This window comes from Psychroflexus salis, from assembly GCF_014640175.1.
Classification (GTDB): domain Bacteria; phylum Bacteroidota; class Bacteroidia; order Flavobacteriales; family Flavobacteriaceae; genus Psychroflexus; species Psychroflexus salis.
Window position 1 is genome coordinate 44,233 of the sequence record NZ_BMGL01000008.1, and the last position, 17,557, is coordinate 61,789.

Here is a 17,557-nt window from a genome sequence, read left to right on the forward strand (position 1 = left end):
TACACAACCCACCATCCAAATTTTTATCACTAAACTGCTATTAATAAAATTTAAGTGAACAAATAATTAATGATTTTATTCGTGGCAAACAAAAAGGACTAATGTTAATTGAAAATAAATTTAAGTATTAAATTTTTACAGTCTAGTTATCTTAGATTCGATATAGATTTTTTAAAGAAATATGCATGAAAGCAACTTACCAAAAACATACACTTCAATTTAAACGTCCAAGTGGAACATCGCGTGGAATTTTAAAAACCAAACAAACGTGGTTCATTAAAATTTCAGACAAAAATAATTTTGGAATAGGAGAGTGCGGAATTTTGCGCGGTTTGTCTGTAGACGACCGCCCAGATTATGAAGAGAAATTAAAATGGACTTGCCAAAATATTTATTTAGGAAAAGAAAAATTACTAACAGAATTAATTGAATTTCCGTCGATACAAATTGGTGTAGAAATGGCTTTTGCATCTTTAGCAGCCGCTAATCCTTACGAGTTATTTCCTTCTAATTTTACCCAAGGAAAACAAGGAATCACAATCAACGGCTTGATTTGGATGGGCGATTTTTCTTTTATGAAAGAGCAAATCGAAGAAAAGTTGCAACTAGGTTTTAGCTGTGTAAAGTTAAAAATTGGTGCTATCGATTTTGAAGCAGAATTAGATTTATTGAAAAAAATTAGAGCTCAATTTACAGCCGATGAAGTAGAATTAAGGGTAGATGCTAACGGCGCTTTTCATCCAGATGATGCCTTTGAAAAAATAAAATACCTGAGTGAACTCGATTTACACAGTATAGAACAACCCATAAAAGCCAATCAGTGGAAACAAATGGCCCAACTTTGTGAAAAAACACCTTTGCCTATTGCTTTAGATGAGGAATTAATTGGAGTGTTTAATGTAACAAATCGTCAAGAATTAATACAAACCATACAGCCGCAATACATTATTTTAAAACCGAGTTTGGTAGGTGGTTTTGCAAATACAAAACACTGGATAGATTTGGCAGAACAACAAAAAGTAGGTTGGTGGATTACCAGTGCTTTAGAAAGTAATATTGGTTTAAGTGGCATTGCTCAGTTTACACAAACTTTGCAAAATAACATGCCACAAGGTTTAGGAACAGGAAGTTTGTATACCAACAACATTCCGTCTCCACTAGAAGTAAAAGGCGAAAAATTATGGTATAATCCCAATTTAAATTGGGGTAAAATTTAAATAAATGAGAGATTTTATTGCACAAGCCTTTAAAGCTGAACACGATGCGTGGCGCTATATTGTAGGTACTGTTTTAATTTTTGTAATCTGGCAATTTGGAAGTATTCCATTTCTTGGTGCCGTTTCTTGGCAATTATATCAAGATGGTAAAGATGTAGCATCAGCAGGCGATTTTTCTGTTATGATGAATACTTTGAGTAAAAACTTAACTTTTTTTCTAATGCTTTTATCTTTTGTGTTTGGATTTTTAGGGGTTTGGTTTGTTGTAAAATTTATACATCAACAAAAATTTATAGAGGTTATTACAAGTCGTAAAAGATTTGATTGGAAACGTTTTTTTGTTGGTTTTTCGTTAATTGGGGTTTTTATTATAGGGGTTACAATTGTTGATTATTTTTACAATCCAGAAGATTATGCATTAAATTTTCAACTAGTTCCTTTTTTAATTTTAGCTGCAATAGGAATTATTTTAGTACCTATTCAAACCAGTTTTGAAGAGATTTATTTTCGAGGCTATTTAATGCAAGGTTTGGGTGTAATTTTTAAAAATAGAGCGGTGCCTTTTATACTTACTTCGGTAGGCTTTGGCATGCTTCACTTTTTTAATCCCGAAGTAGATAAAATAGGAAATATTATTATGCTTAGTTATATTGGCACAGGTTTTCTATTAGCTATTTTCGCTTTAATGGATGAAGGTCTAGAACTTTCAATGGGTTTTCATGCTGCTAATAATTTAGTAACTGCTTTATTAGTAACTGCCGACTGGACCGCTTTCCAAACCGAATCTATTTTTATTTCGTTGGCAGAACCAAGCGCTAATTTTGAAGTACTTTTTCCTGTATTGGTAATTTATCCAATTTATATTATTGTTCTTGCTAAAATTTATAAGTGGAAAGATTGGAATAAAAAACTATTTGGCAAAGTAAACCAACCTGTAGAAATAGGAAATATTTAATAAAGTATTGTTTATTTTTTCTACATTTATGCATTATTAAATAAGAAAATATGCTAGACAATATCATCCCCATTCATCCCGATTTTAAACTGAATGGTTATCATTATAACGAAACTGAAATTTATCCAGTTGCGTACAGCTTCATAAAAGAAGGAATCGAATATGAAGAATTAATAGGAAATTTTTTATTGGATTGGTTTAACGATAATTACGAACAAATGAAGTTGCGTACATCAGGTTCAACTGGTGAAGTAAAAGAAATGTTTGTGCATCGCGATAAGATGAAAAATAGTGCTATCGCTACAGCTAAACGATTTAAACTTCCTGCTAAAACCAAGGCTTTGTGTTGTATTCCTGCTAATTATGTTGCTGGTAGAATGATGTTAATTCGAGCCATGGTTTTAGGTTGGCATTTAGATTTAGTAGAACCAAAAGCAAATGCTTTAGCACAAGTAGAAAAAGAATACGATTTTGCTGCTTTAACCCCACACCAATTAAGCAATTCTCTTCATAAAATACATTTCATTAAAAAGGTGATTGTAGGTGGTGCACCCATTTCAGAAAGCTTGTTAAAGAAAATTCAAGATATTCCTACCAAAGTATTTGAAACTTATGGCATGACGGAAACAATAACCCATATTGCAACTAGGCGTTTAAATTCTTCAACAAAAACTAAATTGAAACCATTAAAAGCTCTTCAAAATGTAAGTTTTACTGTAAACGATAAAAATTGTTTGGTAGTTACTGCACCAAAAATAACAGACGAGCCAGTGGTAACTAGAGATGTAGTTGAATTGGTAGATGATATTCGTTTTTATTGGAAGGGAAGACTAGATAATGTAATTAATTCAGGTGGAGTAAAAATTCATCCCGAACAAGTCGAAAAAAAGCTTCAATTGCATATACATAAACCATTTTTTATAGCTGGAGTTCCAGATGAAAACCTTGGTGAAAAAGTAGTTTTGTTTGTAGAGAGTACAAACCCAAATGAAGAGCAAGCTATTCAGGAAACAATAAAGGAGATAGATACTTTAGATAAGTTTGAAGTGCCTAAACAAATTATTGTGGTTGCAGAATTTAAAAAAACACGCACTGCTAAAGTTCACCGTTCAGCAACAATTAAAGCAGGCATTTCAAATTCTGTAAATTAGTTTTCATAAGGATTTTTTAAATTTTATGTAGCTAAAGTAGCATTGCCGTATTTTTGATGAAAATAGACTCATGAAAATTTTAGTTTCGCCAGCAAAATCATTGAACTTAGAATCAGATTTGCCAACAACGAAATATACTCGTCCGTTGTTTTTAGATACAGCTTCACAACTACAACGAAAATTGGCTAGATTAACCAAGCAAGAAGTTGCCAAGCTTATGAGTATAAGCGATAAATTAGCTGATTTAAATTATTCGCGTTTTCAAGAATTTGAAGAAAATCATACTAAAGACAATTCTAGACCAGCAATTTATACTTTTGATGGTGATGTGTATAATGGTATTGATGCCTATTCCATTCCTGAACATAAAATTGAGTTACTGCAAGACCGATTACGGATTTTGTCCGGTTTATATGGTGTTTTAAAACCCTTAGATTTAATACAGGCTTATCGGCTAGAAATGGGGACTAAGTTTGGTATAGTACATAATAATAATTTATATGAAGTTTGGCAAGACAAAGTTACGCGAAGTTTAAATGCTGAAATGAAAAAAGAAGATTTGTTAATCAATTTAGCAAGCAACGAATATTTTAAAGTAATTGATTCAGCTAAATTAAAAGCTAAATTAATTAGTCCAGTATTTAAGGATTTTAAAAATGGAAAGCTAAAAATTATTAGTTTCTATGCCAAAAAAGCAAGAGGAAGCATGACGCGTTTTATAATAGATAATGATGTTTCTGATTTTGATGAATTACTCGGTTTTAATTATGATAATTACCGTTTTAGTGAAGAATATACAGATAATGTAAATGAACCTGTTTTTATTAGATAGTTAATATGAAGGATCAATATAAAAAAGCCTTTTCAATTTGAAACGGCTTTTTTGTTAAGTTAGCTTTTCATAAAATATACTAGTTCCCTTTATTAAAGCATCAATATTTATTAGTTTAATTTTAAGGCAATTTAGCATCTTTAGAGTCGGGTTTATGTAAGGCCATAATGTCTGTGCTGTTTTTAGCTTGGATAGCTTTATCTCCACGAATAGCTATCGGGAAAGCCAAAACTTGCGGCTCATGCTGAAGTAGCTTTATAGCATCTTCAGGGTCTAAAGTTACATTGTTGTTGTAAATTTTTAAAAATTCAGGGTGATTTTTAGCAATTAAATCTTCAATTTTTAAGTTTAATAAATCTGCTAACTCAGTCCATTCTGTTCCAGTAACTTTGGTTTTGTCAATTTCAATAATTTGTACTTCTGCTTTACTTGCTTTTGCAACAGCTATACATTTTGTAGTTAGTTGATGTTCTGGATGACAATATATAGTTATTAATTTATTACTTCGAGCAATCACTCCCATGTCTTTAATATTAGTCATTGTTAAAATTAATTTACCCCAATATACAAGCTTTATTTTTTTTGCTTAAAAGATTTACAAACATTTATAAAATAAATTCTTCTTTTTAGAATGACTTGAAATACTTACTTTTATACTTTTGGCGCATTGGCTAGAATAGTAAAGAAAATCTGTTTATTCGAGCGATTTTTTAATGCATAGTAAAAACTGCACAGAGAATAAGATTTTGTATAAATTGCTGTTCTCGATACAAATTTCTTACTGAAATTTATTCGAATTAAAAGGCTTTATTATAATGTGCAACGAGTTATTTTTACATAAAATTTTAATAGCTAGATGAAGGAGAAAATTATTATTATTGGTGCAGGAGTAAGCGGCTTAGTTGCAGCTATTAATCTAGAAAAAGCTGGTTTTAATTCTGTTATTTTAGATCAATCTGATAGAGTAGGTGGAAGAGTAAAAACCGATTATAGAGAAGGTTATCAATTTGACCATGGTTTTCAGGTTTTACTTACCCAATATCCAGCTGCAAAAAAATATTTGAATTACAATTTATTAGATCTAGTAGAATTTGATCCTGGGTCTTGTATATTTTATCATCAAAAAAAATATTACATTGGAGATCCAAGTCGCAAACTTTCTCTTTTATTTCCAACCTTGTTGGCAAAGATCGGTAATGTTGCAGATAAACTAAAAATCTTGAAATTAAGCAAGGCTTTAAAAAAGAAAAGTTTTGATGATATATTTTTAGCACCCGAAACAACAACGCTTGTTTATTTAAAGGAAAAGGGTTTTTCTGATGAAGTTATAAAAAAGTTTTTTAAACCTTTTTTTACAGGAATTTTTCTGGAAAGCGAATTAACAACGTCCAGCAGGAAATTCGAATTTGTCTATAAAATGTTTGCCGAAGGCAGTGCAGCAATTCCCAAAAAAGGCATTCAAGCTATTCCAAATCAGTTAGCCGCGCAGCTAAAAAATACAGAACTAGAATTTAATACTTCTGTTGAACATATAAAAGCCAACGAATTGGTATTAACTAATGGAAAAACTTTGGCTTTTGATTATTGTATCATTGCTGCCGAAGCCTGGCCTATAATTGCTAACTTAAAGAATCAAGAATCGGCTTGGAAGTCGGTTGAAAATTTATATTTTAAGGTTAAGGAAAAAGTAATTAAAAAACCATTAATTGGTTTAATTGCAGACGAAGCTGCTTTGGTTAACAATATTCATTATCAACCTATCAAAAAATCAGATAATTATCTTTTATCAGTTAGTGTTATTAAACAGCATAACTTATCTAAAGATGAACTGATTAATCGAGTAGAAGAAGATTTAGCTATCTATTGCGATATAAAAGTAGATAGTTTTGTGAAATACTTTAAAATAAAAAAAGCACTTCCAGTAATGCATACCGTAAATTATATGATGCCTCCATCTGAAACACAATTAAAAGACAGAATATTTTTAGCTGGAGACCAACTATCTAACGGTTCTTTAAACGCGGCAATGTTAAATGGAGAATCTGCAGCCAGAGCTGTGATAGCTAAAATTAAAAATGGATTTATAAATGTAAATTAAGCTTGTTAATTTACATTGTAAACTACTTCTTCAAGCGGTCTTCTTACTTTTTTAAAATCGGCAAATTGATCATCTTCTGCACGATATCCAATTGGTAAAACTAAACAAGAAGATAATTGTTGTTGTTTAAGCTGTAGTATCTCGTTATATTTTTCAATTTCAAAACCTTCCATAGGGCAAGCATCGATTTGCTCATAGGCACAAACGGTAAGTATATTTCCAAGTGCTAGATAAGCTTGCTTTGTTGCCCAATTTTCAATTTCTTCGGCTTCTTTTTTAGAAAAATCATCGATTAAAAACTCTCTAAATGGGGCTAAAACTTCATCGGGCGTTGCTCTAACTTCTTTAATGCGCTCGAAGTTTTTTAAAATAAAATCTTTGTTTACTTTTTTTTCGATACAAAACACTAGTAAATGCGAACAAGTTGAAACTTGCATTTGGTTATAACTTACCTTCTGAAGTTGCATTTGCAAACTTTTGTTGTGTATAACTAGCATTTTAATAGGCTGCAGTCCGTAAGAAGTGGGAGTTAAATTGAATGCTTCCTTTAAAATATTAATTTTATGTTCTGCAATATATTTTTCATTATCAAATTTTTTGGTAGCATAACGCCACTTTAATGCTTCTAAACTGGTCATTGTTTTAATTTTGATGCAAATGTAAGTTTAGTAAGCAAACAAATGTTCAACTTAAGTTTTAATTAAGTGAACTTTTGTTAAATGTTAGCATCAATTAAACAAAAGAGTTTCTATGGTAGTGGCCATTTCGATATCTTTTTGCGTAACACCGCCAGCATCGTGAGTACTTAAACTAATTTCTAATTGGTTATACACATTGGTCCATTCGGGGTGATGTGCCTGTGCTTCAGCTTCAAAAGCAATCCTTGTCATGGCTGAAAAGGCTTCTTTAAAATTTTTAAACTCTATTTTAGTATGAATGGCATTTTCATTGTATTCCCAGCCATCTAAATTTTGAATTGCTTTTTCAATTTCTTCTTTTTGTAAAGGTTCCATTTTATTGAATTTTTATTGATTTTTCGATTACTTCTTCTATGCTTATTTGAAGGTTTTTTGGTAATAGGTTATCTTTTGGAATAACAGCTATAAATCGGTCTTCGTTAGAATTATATACTTGCTTAAATATAGGGTTTTTAAGTTGAAGTACATTACAAATTTCTTCAATTAACTCATTATGATGTATTAAATCTGTACTGCCTAAGTGAAAAACCCCTTGTTTATTCCGATTAATTATATAATGTATTTGTTGAGTGAATTTGCTATGTACTGTTGCGTTAATTACTACATTAGGAAAAACTTCTAGCGGTTGATTCAATTCATATAAGCATTTTATCTCATTTATTTTTGGAGAGTTATAACCAAAAATCATGGGTATGCGTACAATATTATATAAGTGGTTTGGCAATCGTAATAATGCATTTTCAATTTTTATTTGAAACAAACCGTATTTGCTTTGCGAGAGAGTTTTGTCGTATTCGTAAGATGGATAGTTGGTAAAGGCATCAAATACATTACTCGATGAAATATAAATCAGTTTTTTATTGTTGGCAACTAAATAATTTATGATGTCAAAATGCGCATAAACCTGAGCACTAAAATCCGACCTAAATGCAGAGATTATGAGATCTGGTTTTAATTTGTCTAGCAAAAGCCCCGGTAATTCTTGTTCTGCATTCCATAAAAAAAATTGTTTATTTTTTTCTAATTTTTGTGTAGACGTGCAGTAGGTACCATATACATCAAAATAAGGATAAAGCTCTTTATACAGATTTTTTCCTAAAAACCCGCTAACACCAAGAATTAATATTTTTTGTTTGGACTTCGCCATAGTATACAAAACTGCCAAAAAGTATAGAGACTTTATGGCAGTTTAGGCTATTTTTAAAGGTTTTGCTAGGCTTTGTAAAAAGGGAGTTTTACAACTTCTGCTTTTAGTTGTTTTTTTCTTACTCGAATAAAAATTTCTGTCCCTAATTTACTGTATGTAGTTTTTACATATCCTAATCCAATTGCCTTTTTTAAAGTTGGGGACATGGTTCCAGAAGTAACTTGGCCAATATGCTTTTCGTCTGCATCAACTATTTCGTAATCCTTACGTGGAATTCCTTTGTCTTTTAATTCGAAAGCAATTAATTTTCTTTCTACTCCGTTTTCCTTTTGTTTTTTTAATTCTTCAGCATTCACAAAGTCTTTTGTAAACTTAGTTATCCATCCTAATTTGGCTTCAATAGGCGAGGTGGTTTCATCAATGTCGTTTCCGTATAAACAGAAGCCCATTTCTAAACGTAAAGTGTCGCGAGCAGCTAAACCAATGGGTTGAATACCAAAGGCTTCACCGGCTTGCATTACCATATTCCAAATAATTTCGGCATCTTCATTTTTGCAATAAATTTCGAAGCCACCACTTCCCGTGTAACCTGTTGCTGAAATAATTACATCTTTACATCCAGCAAATTCCGCTACTTCAAAATGATAAAAAGGGATTTCAGCAAGTTTAATTTTAGTTAAACTTTGCATAGCTTCAACGGCTTTTGGTCCTTGAATAGCTAGCAAAGCATAATTTTCTGAAGCATTGGTTAATTTACATTTATAAGTGTTGTATTTGCTAATCCAATTCCAATCTTTTTCAATATTAGATGCATTTACCACCATTAAATATTTTTCTTCAGAAAATCGATACACAATTAAATCATCTACAATACCACCAGCTTCATTGGGTAAGCAAGTATATTGTGCTTTTCCATCTTTTAAAGTTGAAGCATCATTGCTGCATACTTTTTGTATTAGCTGAAGCGCTTCTGGACCTTCAACAAAAAATTCACCCATGTGTGAAACATCAAATACGCCAAGTTTTTCGCGAACGCATTGGTGTTCTTCGTTTACACCAGCATAGGAAACTGGCATTTCGTAGCCTGCAAAATCAACTAATTTTGCATTTAACTTCTGGTGAATATGGTTTAAAGCTGTTTTTTTCATTCCAAAAATAATTTTTGCAAACTTAAGTGTTTAGCAACAAATCTTTATCCTTATCGAAGTAAGATTTTCTATTTTAGGTTTAGTTTATAAGTTTAATTTTTATATCAATATTGCTAATCGGCCATTCACTATTATCAGTTTTTACTTTAGATATTTTTTCGGCTACATCCATGCCTTCAATTACTTTTCCAAAAACAGTGTGCTCGCCATCTAAATGGTGAGCACCATCTTTTTTTGTTACGATGTAGAATTCAAATGGAGATGAAGCATTACTTACATTTTGTTTTTTGTACTTGGCCGCGGCAAAAGCACCATAATTGTGTTTGTATTTGTTGGTGTATTCACTCGGAATTAAATACCGACCAATTGCAGTGCGGTAATCGCGAGTAAGTACACGGTCCGAATTTCCTGCTTGCACAACAAAATTTGGATCTACTCGATGAAATACACAAGTATTAAAATACCCTAATTTTGTAAGTCGAATAAAATTAGCTCGGTGATAAATTGGTTCTTTAAAAAGCTGAACAATAATATTACCAAATTCAGTTTCAATTTGAACTTTTGTTTCCTGGTTTTCTTGCGCGTATTTTTCTAAAAAAGGCATTAACTCTTCTTGTTGAAGCGTTTTTATGTGCGATAAATCTTTTGTTTCTCTTCCACTAGATGGAAAGTTAATATCTGGAATTTCATCTTTAAATTCTATATTTTCAATGTTTTTTGATTCTGTAGTCGATTTGGTTTTTGTACTTTTATCGGAACTACAGCTAAGTATAATTATTATTATAAATATAAAAAAACTTGAATACTGCATACTTTACTAATTTAGAAACGAAAATAAAAAAAAATCCTTTATTGGGTAGAAAAGCACATGCAGAGATGATGCCTTTATCTCGAAAAGAAGCCTTAGATAGTTTAGATTTTAAAAAGCTAACACCAAAATTTGCAGCTGTTTTATGTTTGTTTTATCCCAAGGCTGGCGAAATTTATTTTCCGTTGATTTTAAGAAACAAATACCCTGGTGTCCATTCCAATCAAGTAAGTTTTCCGGGAGGCAGAATTGAAGCCACAGATGTAGATTTTAGCCATACTGCTTTACGCGAATGTGAAGAAGAAATTGGTGTGCAGCAAAGCCATGTTAAATTATTAAAGCAACTTACCGATATTTATATTCCACCTTCAAATTTTCAGGTAAAATCTTTTATTGGATTTTGTAATAAAGCACCAAATTTTAGACTACAAACTAGTGAAGTGCAGGAGTTAATAGAAGTTAAATTAAGCGATTTGTTAGACGATTCTGTACTTGTTTCAGAAAATTTAAGCACTTCGTATGCACATCAAATAGATGTTAAAGCCTTTAAATTAAATAATTTTACAGTTTGGGGTGCAACAGCAATGATTTTAAGTGAAATCAAATACCTTTTGAAAAGCCTTTAATTTGTAGGTTTTTCTATATTTGCGAAGTTAAAATAGAACAATGGGCTTATTTAAGCAAAATCCGTTTGGACATTATTTATTTTTAAAGAAATGGTTAATCAGAATCATGGGTTCTTTAACTCATAGACGTTATCGTGGCTTTAATCAACTACAAATAATTGGTTCTGAAATTATTAAAGATTTACCCGACACAAAAGTGCTTTTTGTCTCTAACCACCAAACCTACTTTGCCGATGTGGTTGCCATGTATCATGTTTTTAATGCGAGCTTAAAAGGGCGAAATGACAACATAAAAAACATAGGTTATTTGTGGAATCCTAAAATGAATATTTACTATGTTGCTGCCAAGGAAACTATGAAAGGAGGCTTGCTCCCTAAAATTTTAGCTTACGCAGGTTCTGTGAGTATTGATCGAACCTGGCGTGCTGAAGGCAAGCAAGTTAATAGACAAGTAAAAATGAGCGATATTACCAATATAGGGAAAGCTTTAAACGATGGTTGGGTAATTACTTTTCCGCAAGGTACAACTACTCCTTGGAAACCTATACGAAAAGGAACTGCTCATATTATAAAAAAATATAAACCCATAGTAATTCCTATCGTAATCGATGGTTTTAGAAGATCTTTTGATAAAAAAGGTATCAATATAAAAAAGCGTGGAATTCTACAAAGTATGCACATTAAGGAACCACTCGAATTTGATTATGAAAATGATACTGTCAACGTAATTGTTGAAAAACTACAATATGCTATCGAACAACATCCTTCATTTTTAAAAGTACTTACTAAAAAACAATTGGAAGAAGAAGAATTATTGAATGAAAAACGTAGGTATAGTGCTAAAGATTAAAAACTATGCGAAATAATTTCAAAATAAATAGTCTTATTAGGTTGCAACAAGGCATTTAATTTTAAATAGATATCTTGAGTTCAATAAATACATTAAATACATTAAATATTAGTTTTAGCTTTTATGTATTCAGCATTCATTCTTGCAATTTGTAATACGTCAATATCTTGTGGACATTCAACTTGGCAAGCATAAGTATTGCTGCAATTTCCAAAACCTTCATTATCCATTTGGTTAACCATATTCACCACCCGTTCTTCACGTTCAAGTTTTCCCTGCGGAAGTAAACTTAAGTGGCTAATTTTTGCAGCTGTAAATAAAGCTGCGCTTGCATTTTTACAAGTTGCAACACAGGCTCCGCAGCCAATACAAGAAGCAGCATCGAATGCAGCTTCGGCTGTTTTGTGAGTTATTGGAATAGAATTAGCTTCTGGAGCTTGACCGGTATTTACCGAAACATATCCGCCTGCTCCAATAATCCTATCAAAACTACTGCGGTCTACTTTTAAATCTTTTTTTACTGGAAAGGCATTGGCACGAAACGGTTCTAAAACTAATTCTTGCCCATCTTTAAATGCACGTAAATGCAATTGACAAGTACTGATGTTTTGAATTGGACCATGGGCTATTCCGTCGATCATAAAACCACATTGTCCGCAAATTCCTTCTCTGCAATCGTGATCAAAAACCACCGGGCTTTTACCTTCTAAAATAAGTTTTTCATTTAAAAAATCAAGCATTTCTAAGAAAGACATATCTACATCTAAACCCTCTAAAAAATAGTTTTCGAATTTACCTTTTGCTGCTCGATTGGGTTGGCGCCAAATTTTTAATTTTAAATTCATAAGCTACTTATTTTCATTCCAAATATTCCAAGCTTTTAAAGCTTGGTATTCTAACATTTTTAAACCGTTACTTAACTTGGCCCCTTTTTGTTTACCAAGAGCTAAAAATTTGGTGAGTGGTGGATTGTAAACTAAATCGTATAAAAAGTGTTTTTTAGTTAGATAAACATAAGGAATATCAGGGCATTTTTCTTCATTAGGACTTGTACCAATTGGTGTACAGTTTATAATTAAAAAGTGTTTGTTTAATAATTCTTCAGTTAAATCTGTATAGGCAATTTCTCCAGCATTTTTAGGATTTCTGCTTACAAATGTTGTTGCAATAGACATGGATTTTAAAGCAGAAGCGATAGCTTTAGCAGCGCCACCTGTTCCAAGAATTAGCGCTTGCTCATGGTGGTTTTCAATTAAGGGAAAAATAGACCTTATAAACCCATATGCATCTGTATTGTAGCCCACAGATTTCCCGTTTTCAAACTTAACGGTATTCACTGCTTTTATGCGTTTTGCAGTTTCATCTAATTCATCTAAAAATGGAATAATTGCTTCCTTATATGGAGTTGTTACATTAAAACCTTCTAAGTTAGAATGTGTTGAAGTTAACGAAGATAATTTTGGTATTTCTGCTTCATCAAAATTAATGTATTCTGCTTTAATATTGTTTTTTTTGAAGTAATCTGTAAAGAATGTTTTTGAAAATGAATAGTCTATATCTTTTCCAAGTAAACCAAATTTGCGCATATTATTTCCTTTTCTTTTTACCATACCAAGCTAAGGATAAAACAATAAATATCCCAACAAACATAAAAATAATTGCTATCCAAGTAGAAGAATCTTCTAAATTTGGCCAATAGCGTTGGTAGTTTGAAAGGATTTTATTGTTATTGGAGTCTAAAATCATTTTTCCTACAGCATCAGTTTTAAAAACTGGTTTTTTCCAAGGCCAAACCACACCTAAACTACCAGTAATAAAACCAATAATTATTGAATAAGTAATTGATTTATAGTTTTTTAAAACAAATCCTAATAGGTGAGATAAACTAATTAAGCCAAAAACAGACCCAGCTGTAAACGAAGTAAGTATCTTTAGTAGTTTAATTCTTTGTTTATTTTCTGTAAACGAAAAATCCAATTTAGAAATATCGTAGAGTGTATCGAAAAGTGCATTTACCGAATCGACAAGCAACAACACATAATTACCCAATAAAATTAAAATAAATGAACCGGACAAACCAGGCAAGGTCATACCAGAAACAGAGATAATTCCACAAAAGAAAACAAACCAAAGGTTTTCATTTTTAGATGCAGGTTCTAATAAACTAATTAAAATTCCAGCTATAATACCAATAAAGATGAAAATTAAATTTTTAGTAGATTTTAAATTGAAATCTTTTGCTATATAATAAATGGAGCCGATAATCATTCCAAAAAAAGCAGACCAGACATACAGCTCAAAGTGCTTGATTAAATAATCTAATATTTTAGAAATACTAAAATAACTAACTGTCATTCCTAAAATAAGAATACTTATAAAATTGAAATTAATATAAGTGATAAAACTTTTGCCCCGACCAGCAATTAAGAGTTTAATGGCTTTTAAGTTGAATTTTTGTAACGAATAAATAAATTCTTCGTAAAATCCAGCTACAAAAGCAACTACGCCACCAGATACTCCTGGAACTTTATTAGCCGCACCCATAGCCAAACCTTTTAAAAAAAGGAAAGACTTGTCGGTAAAAGTTCGGGTGCTTTGCATGTTTTATTTGCTTTCTTGTTTTATGGGTTTGTTGCCTACATATTCTAAAGCTAAAATTAACAAGAAACCTAGAATTGCACATGCAATGGCAGCTAGAAGTTGTGGATTACCATCAAAATTTTGTGGTAAAACTGAAATTTCTGAAATAGGAATTTTCTTGTCTTTTACTAGCATTGTTTCTGTAACTTTTTTCCAAGGCCAAATTTTGTTAAGTGAACCCGCTATAAATCCAGTTAAAATAGACAATACAAGGTTTTTATAATTGTTGAATAGCCATTTTAATAATTTTGAAAAGCTAAGAATACCTAGAACTGCTCCAGCACCAACAACTGCAATTTTTATAAAATCTAAATTGCTTACTGCTGTACTTATGTTTTCGTAAGTGCCAAGTAAAACTAAAATAAATGCACCCGAAATTCCTGGTAAAATCATTGCACAAATGGCAATAGCACCACTAAAAAATAAATAGATTAAACTAGCATCTTCGTTACTAGGTGTAAGCAAAGTAATTCCAAATGCTATAACAGCCGCAAGTATTAATCCTATAATATTTGCTACATTCCATTTTTCAATTTGTTTGCCTACATACCAAATACTAGCCGCAACAAGCCCAAAAAAGAAAGACCAAATGTAAATAGGATGATTTTCGATGAGATAGCTTGTAAGTTTCATTAAGCTAAAAACACTTATTAATATTCCAATAAGTAAGCTTGCTAAAAAATTACCATTTAATTTTTTCCAAAATTCTCCAAATCCTTGCGTACGAAGAATTGTTATGAGGTTTAAGTTTACATTACTAATGGTGGTAATTAATTCTTCATAAATACCAGTTATAAAGGCAATAGTTCCACCAGAAACACCGGGCACAACATCTGCAGCTCCCATAGCCATGCCTTTTAAGGCTACAGTAACATATTTTTTTTGAGATGACTTCATTTACGCTATTAGTTAATTTTTATTTTCAAAAATACATAAAGCCACGCATTAATTATGGAATAATCAAAAAACATCAATTACGAATTTTTTTCTCCAAAAAAAGCCATTCTTATGTAAGAATGGCTTTGTGTATAACTAATAATTTTATTCTGTATTAAATATGGATTGCTCTGTCTTCAGTAGCAGCTAGTGCAGCTTCTTTTACTGCTTCTGCATAAGTTGGATGCGCATGACTCATTCTTGCTATATCTTCTGCACTTGCTCTAAATTCCATAGCGGTTACCGCTTCTGCAATTAAGTCGGCTGTTCGGGCTCCAATCATATGTACACCTAAAACTTCGTCTGTTTTTTTATCAGCTAAAATTTTAACCAAGCCATCAACATCACCACTTGCTCTAGACCTTCCAAGCGCACGCATCGGGAATTCACCAGATTTATATTCTACACCATCTTCTTTTAATTGCTCTTCTGTTTTTCCAACTGATGCAATTTCTGGCCAAGTATACACCACATTTGGAATTAAATTGTAATTAATGTGCGGTTTTTGTCCTGCAATAGTTTCAGCAACAAAAGTTCCTTCTTCTTCGGCTTTGTGAGCTAACATTGCTCCAGTAATTACATCGCCTATAGCATAAATATTATCGGTTGCAGTTTGTAGCTTATCATTTACTTCTACTTGACCGCGATCGTTTAATTTTACTCCTGCATTTTCAGCATTTAAGCCATCTGTGTATGGTTTTCTGCCCACAGAAACTAAGCAATAATCGCCTTTAAATTCAACTTCTTTGTCTTTTTTACTGTCTTTAGCTTTAATGGTAATTTCGTCTCCATTTCTTTCAACACTTTGTACTTCGTGAGAAAGTGCAAATTTAACACCAGCCTTTCGTAGAACTTTTTTCATTTCTTTACTCATGGCAGAATCCATAGTAGGAATTATTCTATCCATGTATTCAATTACGGTTACTTCAGCGCCTAATCTTCCATAAACTTGACCTAATTCTAAACCGATAACTCCGCCACCTATTAAAATTAAATGCTTGGGTATTTCTTTAAGCGAAAGTGCTTCTGTTGAAGTGATAATACGTTCTTTATCAATTTCAATTCCGGGTAAACTTCTGGGTTTACTTCCAGTTGCAATAATGCTATGTTTTGCTTCAATAGTTTCAGTTTCACCTTCACTGTTAGTAATGTTAATGTGTGTTTTATCTTTAAATGATCCTACACCTTGAAAGCTTTCAATTTTATTTTTATCCATTAAAAAATCGATGCCTTTCGTAGTTTGGTCTACAACATCTTGTTTGCGGGCAATCATTTTTTCAAGATTCACTTTAATATCGCCAGAGATTTCAATTCCGTGTTCTTTAAAGTGTTTTACAGAATCTTCGTAATGGTGAGACGAATCTAAAAGTGCTTTTGAAGGAATGCAACCCACATTTAGGCAGGTTCCGCCCTTGGTAGCATATTTTTCAATTATGGCAGTTTTCATTCCTAGTTGTGCACAACGAATGGCAGCAACATATCCGCCAGGTCCAGAGCCAATTACGGCAACATCGAAAGATTTCATGTAAATTTATTTTGTTTAAACTGTTACAAAAATACAATTTAAAGCAAAATTAAATACCCATAAAAGCAAAAGCTTTTATTATAAATCTACATTATTTAAATTCGGTGTGAAGCTTTTTTGTTTTAAGTAAAAGACAACCAAAAATTAATAAGTAAGAAGTTGAAAAGAAGAACAAAATAGATCATAGAAAAATACCTAAGGGACATGGTCTTACAATAGACGGTCTTATGTTTTTTATTTAAATGTCTGAATGTAAATTAATTATGAATTTATTTACATCGATAAATCTGCTAAATTATACTTTAAACTTATTTTCTAGCTATTTTATTAAAATTGATAACCTACATGAATTCCGCCACGGGGTACAAAATTAAATGTTCTGCCATCTTTGCCATAATTGAAAAGATTACGACCAATACCAATGTGAAATTCTAGCGAAACTCCACCTTTAGATACCATTTTGTAACCACCGCCCAGTCCTAAAGCAAAGTCGTTAATATCTTCATTTACCCGAACATTTTGGTTATTAACACGCTTTTTTATTCGCTCATCATAATTATTAAACATTCCAAAGCCTTCAGCAAAAATCCCTTTTGCGTAACCATCACCAAAGTAAAAACGATAAAATGCAGTAGCTGAAAAATTTAAGTCCCATGATACAAAATCGTCGAACGGAAAACTAACCGATGCACCAATAGAAGATTCTTCATTTAAAATATTTTCGTACATAAGATTAGTATTACCTAAAATTAAAAAAGCGACATTTACTTTAAGTTCGTGCACTGGATCGTCTCCTGTTTTTTCATAATCTTTTTCTTGAGCATTTGTTATTCCTATACAAAGCAAGAGTGTAAACAATAAGTGTAAAATTTTCATTCGGTTAATTTTTAATCAAAACAAATATAAATTAAATGCCTTAAAAGCTA

General features: G+C 31.7%; 19 protein-coding genes. 7 read left to right on the plus strand and 12 right to left on the minus strand.

Annotated elements, in window-relative coordinates; all coding sequences use genetic code 11:
* The first annotated feature begins 185 nt into the window (after positions 1-185).
* The 4 genes from IEV63_RS07655 to yaaA all read left to right on the plus strand — a co-directional run bounded on the left by IEV63_RS07655 (position 186) and on the right by yaaA (position 4,155).
* A complete protein-coding gene (locus tag IEV63_RS07655; RefSeq protein WP_188406210.1) occupies positions 186-1,217 on the plus strand; it encodes an o-succinylbenzoate synthase in 1,032 nt (343 codons plus the stop codon).
* A gap of 4 nt (positions 1,218-1,221) precedes the next feature.
* Positions 1,222-2,172, plus strand: a complete 951-nt coding sequence (locus IEV63_RS07660) for a CPBP family intramembrane glutamic endopeptidase (RefSeq protein WP_188406211.1) — start codon at positions 1,222-1,224, stop codon at positions 2,170-2,172.
* A 50-nt stretch (positions 2,173-2,222) separates the two neighbouring features.
* Positions 2,223-3,323 carry an AMP-binding protein gene (locus tag IEV63_RS07665; RefSeq protein WP_188406212.1) on the plus strand — a complete coding sequence of 367 codons (1,101 nt, stop codon included), beginning with the start codon at positions 2,223-2,225 and terminating at the stop codon, positions 3,321-3,323.
* Between the two features lie 70 nt (positions 3,324-3,393).
* Positions 3,394-4,155 (plus strand): peroxide stress protein YaaA, encoded by a 762-nt coding sequence (yaaA, locus tag IEV63_RS07670; RefSeq protein ID WP_188406213.1) that lies wholly within the window; start codon positions 3,394-3,396, stop codon positions 4,153-4,155.
* Positions 4,156-4,276: 121 nt separating this feature from the next.
* Here the strand turns inward: yaaA and IEV63_RS07675 are convergent, their stop codons facing one another.
* The gene (locus tag IEV63_RS07675; protein WP_188406214.1) at positions 4,277-4,696 is read right to left on the minus strand and encodes an arsenate reductase family protein; all 420 of its coding nucleotides are present in this window, start codon (positions 4,694-4,696) and stop codon (positions 4,277-4,279) included.
* Positions 4,697-5,011: 315 nt separating this feature from the next.
* Here IEV63_RS07675 and IEV63_RS07680 point away from each other — a divergent pair, with 315 nt between their 5' ends.
* Complete coding sequence (locus tag IEV63_RS07680) at positions 5,012-6,253, plus strand: protoporphyrinogen/coproporphyrinogen oxidase (RefSeq protein ID WP_188406215.1); 1,242 nt, start codon at positions 5,012-5,014, stop codon at positions 6,251-6,253.
* Positions 6,254-6,258: 5 nt separating this feature from the next.
* Here IEV63_RS07680 and IEV63_RS07685 read toward each other — a convergent pair whose 3' ends face one another.
* From IEV63_RS07685 to IEV63_RS07705, 5 genes are all read right to left on the minus strand, one after another.
* Positions 6,259-6,891, minus strand: a complete 633-nt coding sequence (locus IEV63_RS07685; RefSeq protein WP_188406216.1) for an NAD(P)H-dependent oxidoreductase — start codon at positions 6,889-6,891, stop codon at positions 6,259-6,261.
* 90 nt (positions 6,892-6,981) lie between these two features.
* The gene (locus tag IEV63_RS07690; RefSeq protein WP_188406217.1) at positions 6,982-7,266 is read right to left on the minus strand and encodes a 4a-hydroxytetrahydrobiopterin dehydratase; all 285 of its coding nucleotides are present in this window, start codon (positions 7,264-7,266) and stop codon (positions 6,982-6,984) included.
* Position 7,267: 1 nt separating this feature from the next.
* Positions 7,268-8,098, minus strand: a complete 831-nt coding sequence (locus IEV63_RS07695) for a sugar nucleotide-binding protein (RefSeq protein WP_188406218.1) — start codon at positions 8,096-8,098, stop codon at positions 7,268-7,270.
* A gap of 65 nt (positions 8,099-8,163) precedes the next feature.
* Complete coding sequence (gcvT, locus tag IEV63_RS07700) at positions 8,164-9,246, minus strand: glycine cleavage system aminomethyltransferase GcvT (RefSeq protein ID WP_188406219.1); 1,083 nt, start codon at positions 9,244-9,246, stop codon at positions 8,164-8,166.
* Between the two features lie 79 nt (positions 9,247-9,325).
* On the minus strand, positions 9,326-10,057 hold the full coding sequence (locus tag IEV63_RS07705) for a peptidylprolyl isomerase (protein WP_188406220.1): 732 nt from the start codon (positions 10,055-10,057) through the stop codon (positions 9,326-9,328).
* On the opposite strand from IEV63_RS07705, the gene IEV63_RS07710 reads away from it, so the two are divergent.
* The gene (locus IEV63_RS07710) at positions 10,045-10,680 is read left to right on the plus strand and encodes an NUDIX hydrolase (RefSeq protein ID WP_229737208.1); all 636 of its coding nucleotides are present in this window, start codon (positions 10,045-10,047) and stop codon (positions 10,678-10,680) included. The two genes, IEV63_RS07705 and IEV63_RS07710, sit on opposite strands and share 13 nt — an antisense overlap.
* Before the next feature lie 40 nt (positions 10,681-10,720).
* Positions 10,721-11,530, plus strand: a complete 810-nt coding sequence (locus IEV63_RS07715; RefSeq protein WP_188406221.1) for a lysophospholipid acyltransferase family protein — start codon at positions 10,721-10,723, stop codon at positions 11,528-11,530.
* Between the two features lie 101 nt (positions 11,531-11,631).
* Here IEV63_RS07715 and IEV63_RS07720 read toward each other — a convergent pair whose 3' ends face one another.
* From IEV63_RS07720 to IEV63_RS07745, 6 genes are all read right to left on the minus strand, one after another.
* Positions 11,632-12,375: a succinate dehydrogenase/fumarate reductase iron-sulfur subunit gene (locus IEV63_RS07720; protein WP_188406222.1), complete on the minus strand. Its 744-nt coding sequence runs from the start codon at positions 12,373-12,375 to the stop codon at positions 11,632-11,634.
* A 3-nt stretch (positions 12,376-12,378) separates the two neighbouring features.
* On the minus strand, positions 12,379-13,116 hold the full coding sequence (locus IEV63_RS07725) for a shikimate dehydrogenase family protein (RefSeq protein WP_188406223.1): 738 nt from the start codon (positions 13,114-13,116) through the stop codon (positions 12,379-12,381).
* 1 nt (position 13,117) lies between these two features.
* Entirely contained in the window at positions 13,118-14,131 is a 1,014-nt protein-coding gene (locus IEV63_RS07730) for a DUF368 domain-containing protein (RefSeq protein WP_188406224.1), read from the minus strand.
* A 3-nt stretch (positions 14,132-14,134) separates the two neighbouring features.
* A complete protein-coding gene (locus tag IEV63_RS07735) occupies positions 14,135-15,067 on the minus strand; it encodes a DUF368 domain-containing protein (protein WP_188406225.1) in 933 nt (310 codons plus the stop codon).
* A 154-nt stretch (positions 15,068-15,221) separates the two neighbouring features.
* Positions 15,222-16,631 carry a dihydrolipoyl dehydrogenase gene (gene lpdA / locus IEV63_RS07740; protein WP_188406226.1) on the minus strand — a complete coding sequence of 470 codons (1,410 nt, stop codon included), beginning with the start codon at positions 16,629-16,631 and terminating at the stop codon, positions 15,222-15,224.
* Between the two features lie 327 nt (positions 16,632-16,958).
* Positions 16,959-17,507 carry a DUF3575 domain-containing protein gene (locus tag IEV63_RS07745; protein WP_188406227.1) on the minus strand — a complete coding sequence of 183 codons (549 nt, stop codon included), beginning with the start codon at positions 17,505-17,507 and terminating at the stop codon, positions 16,959-16,961.
* Between the last annotated feature and the right edge of the window lie 50 nt (positions 17,508-17,557).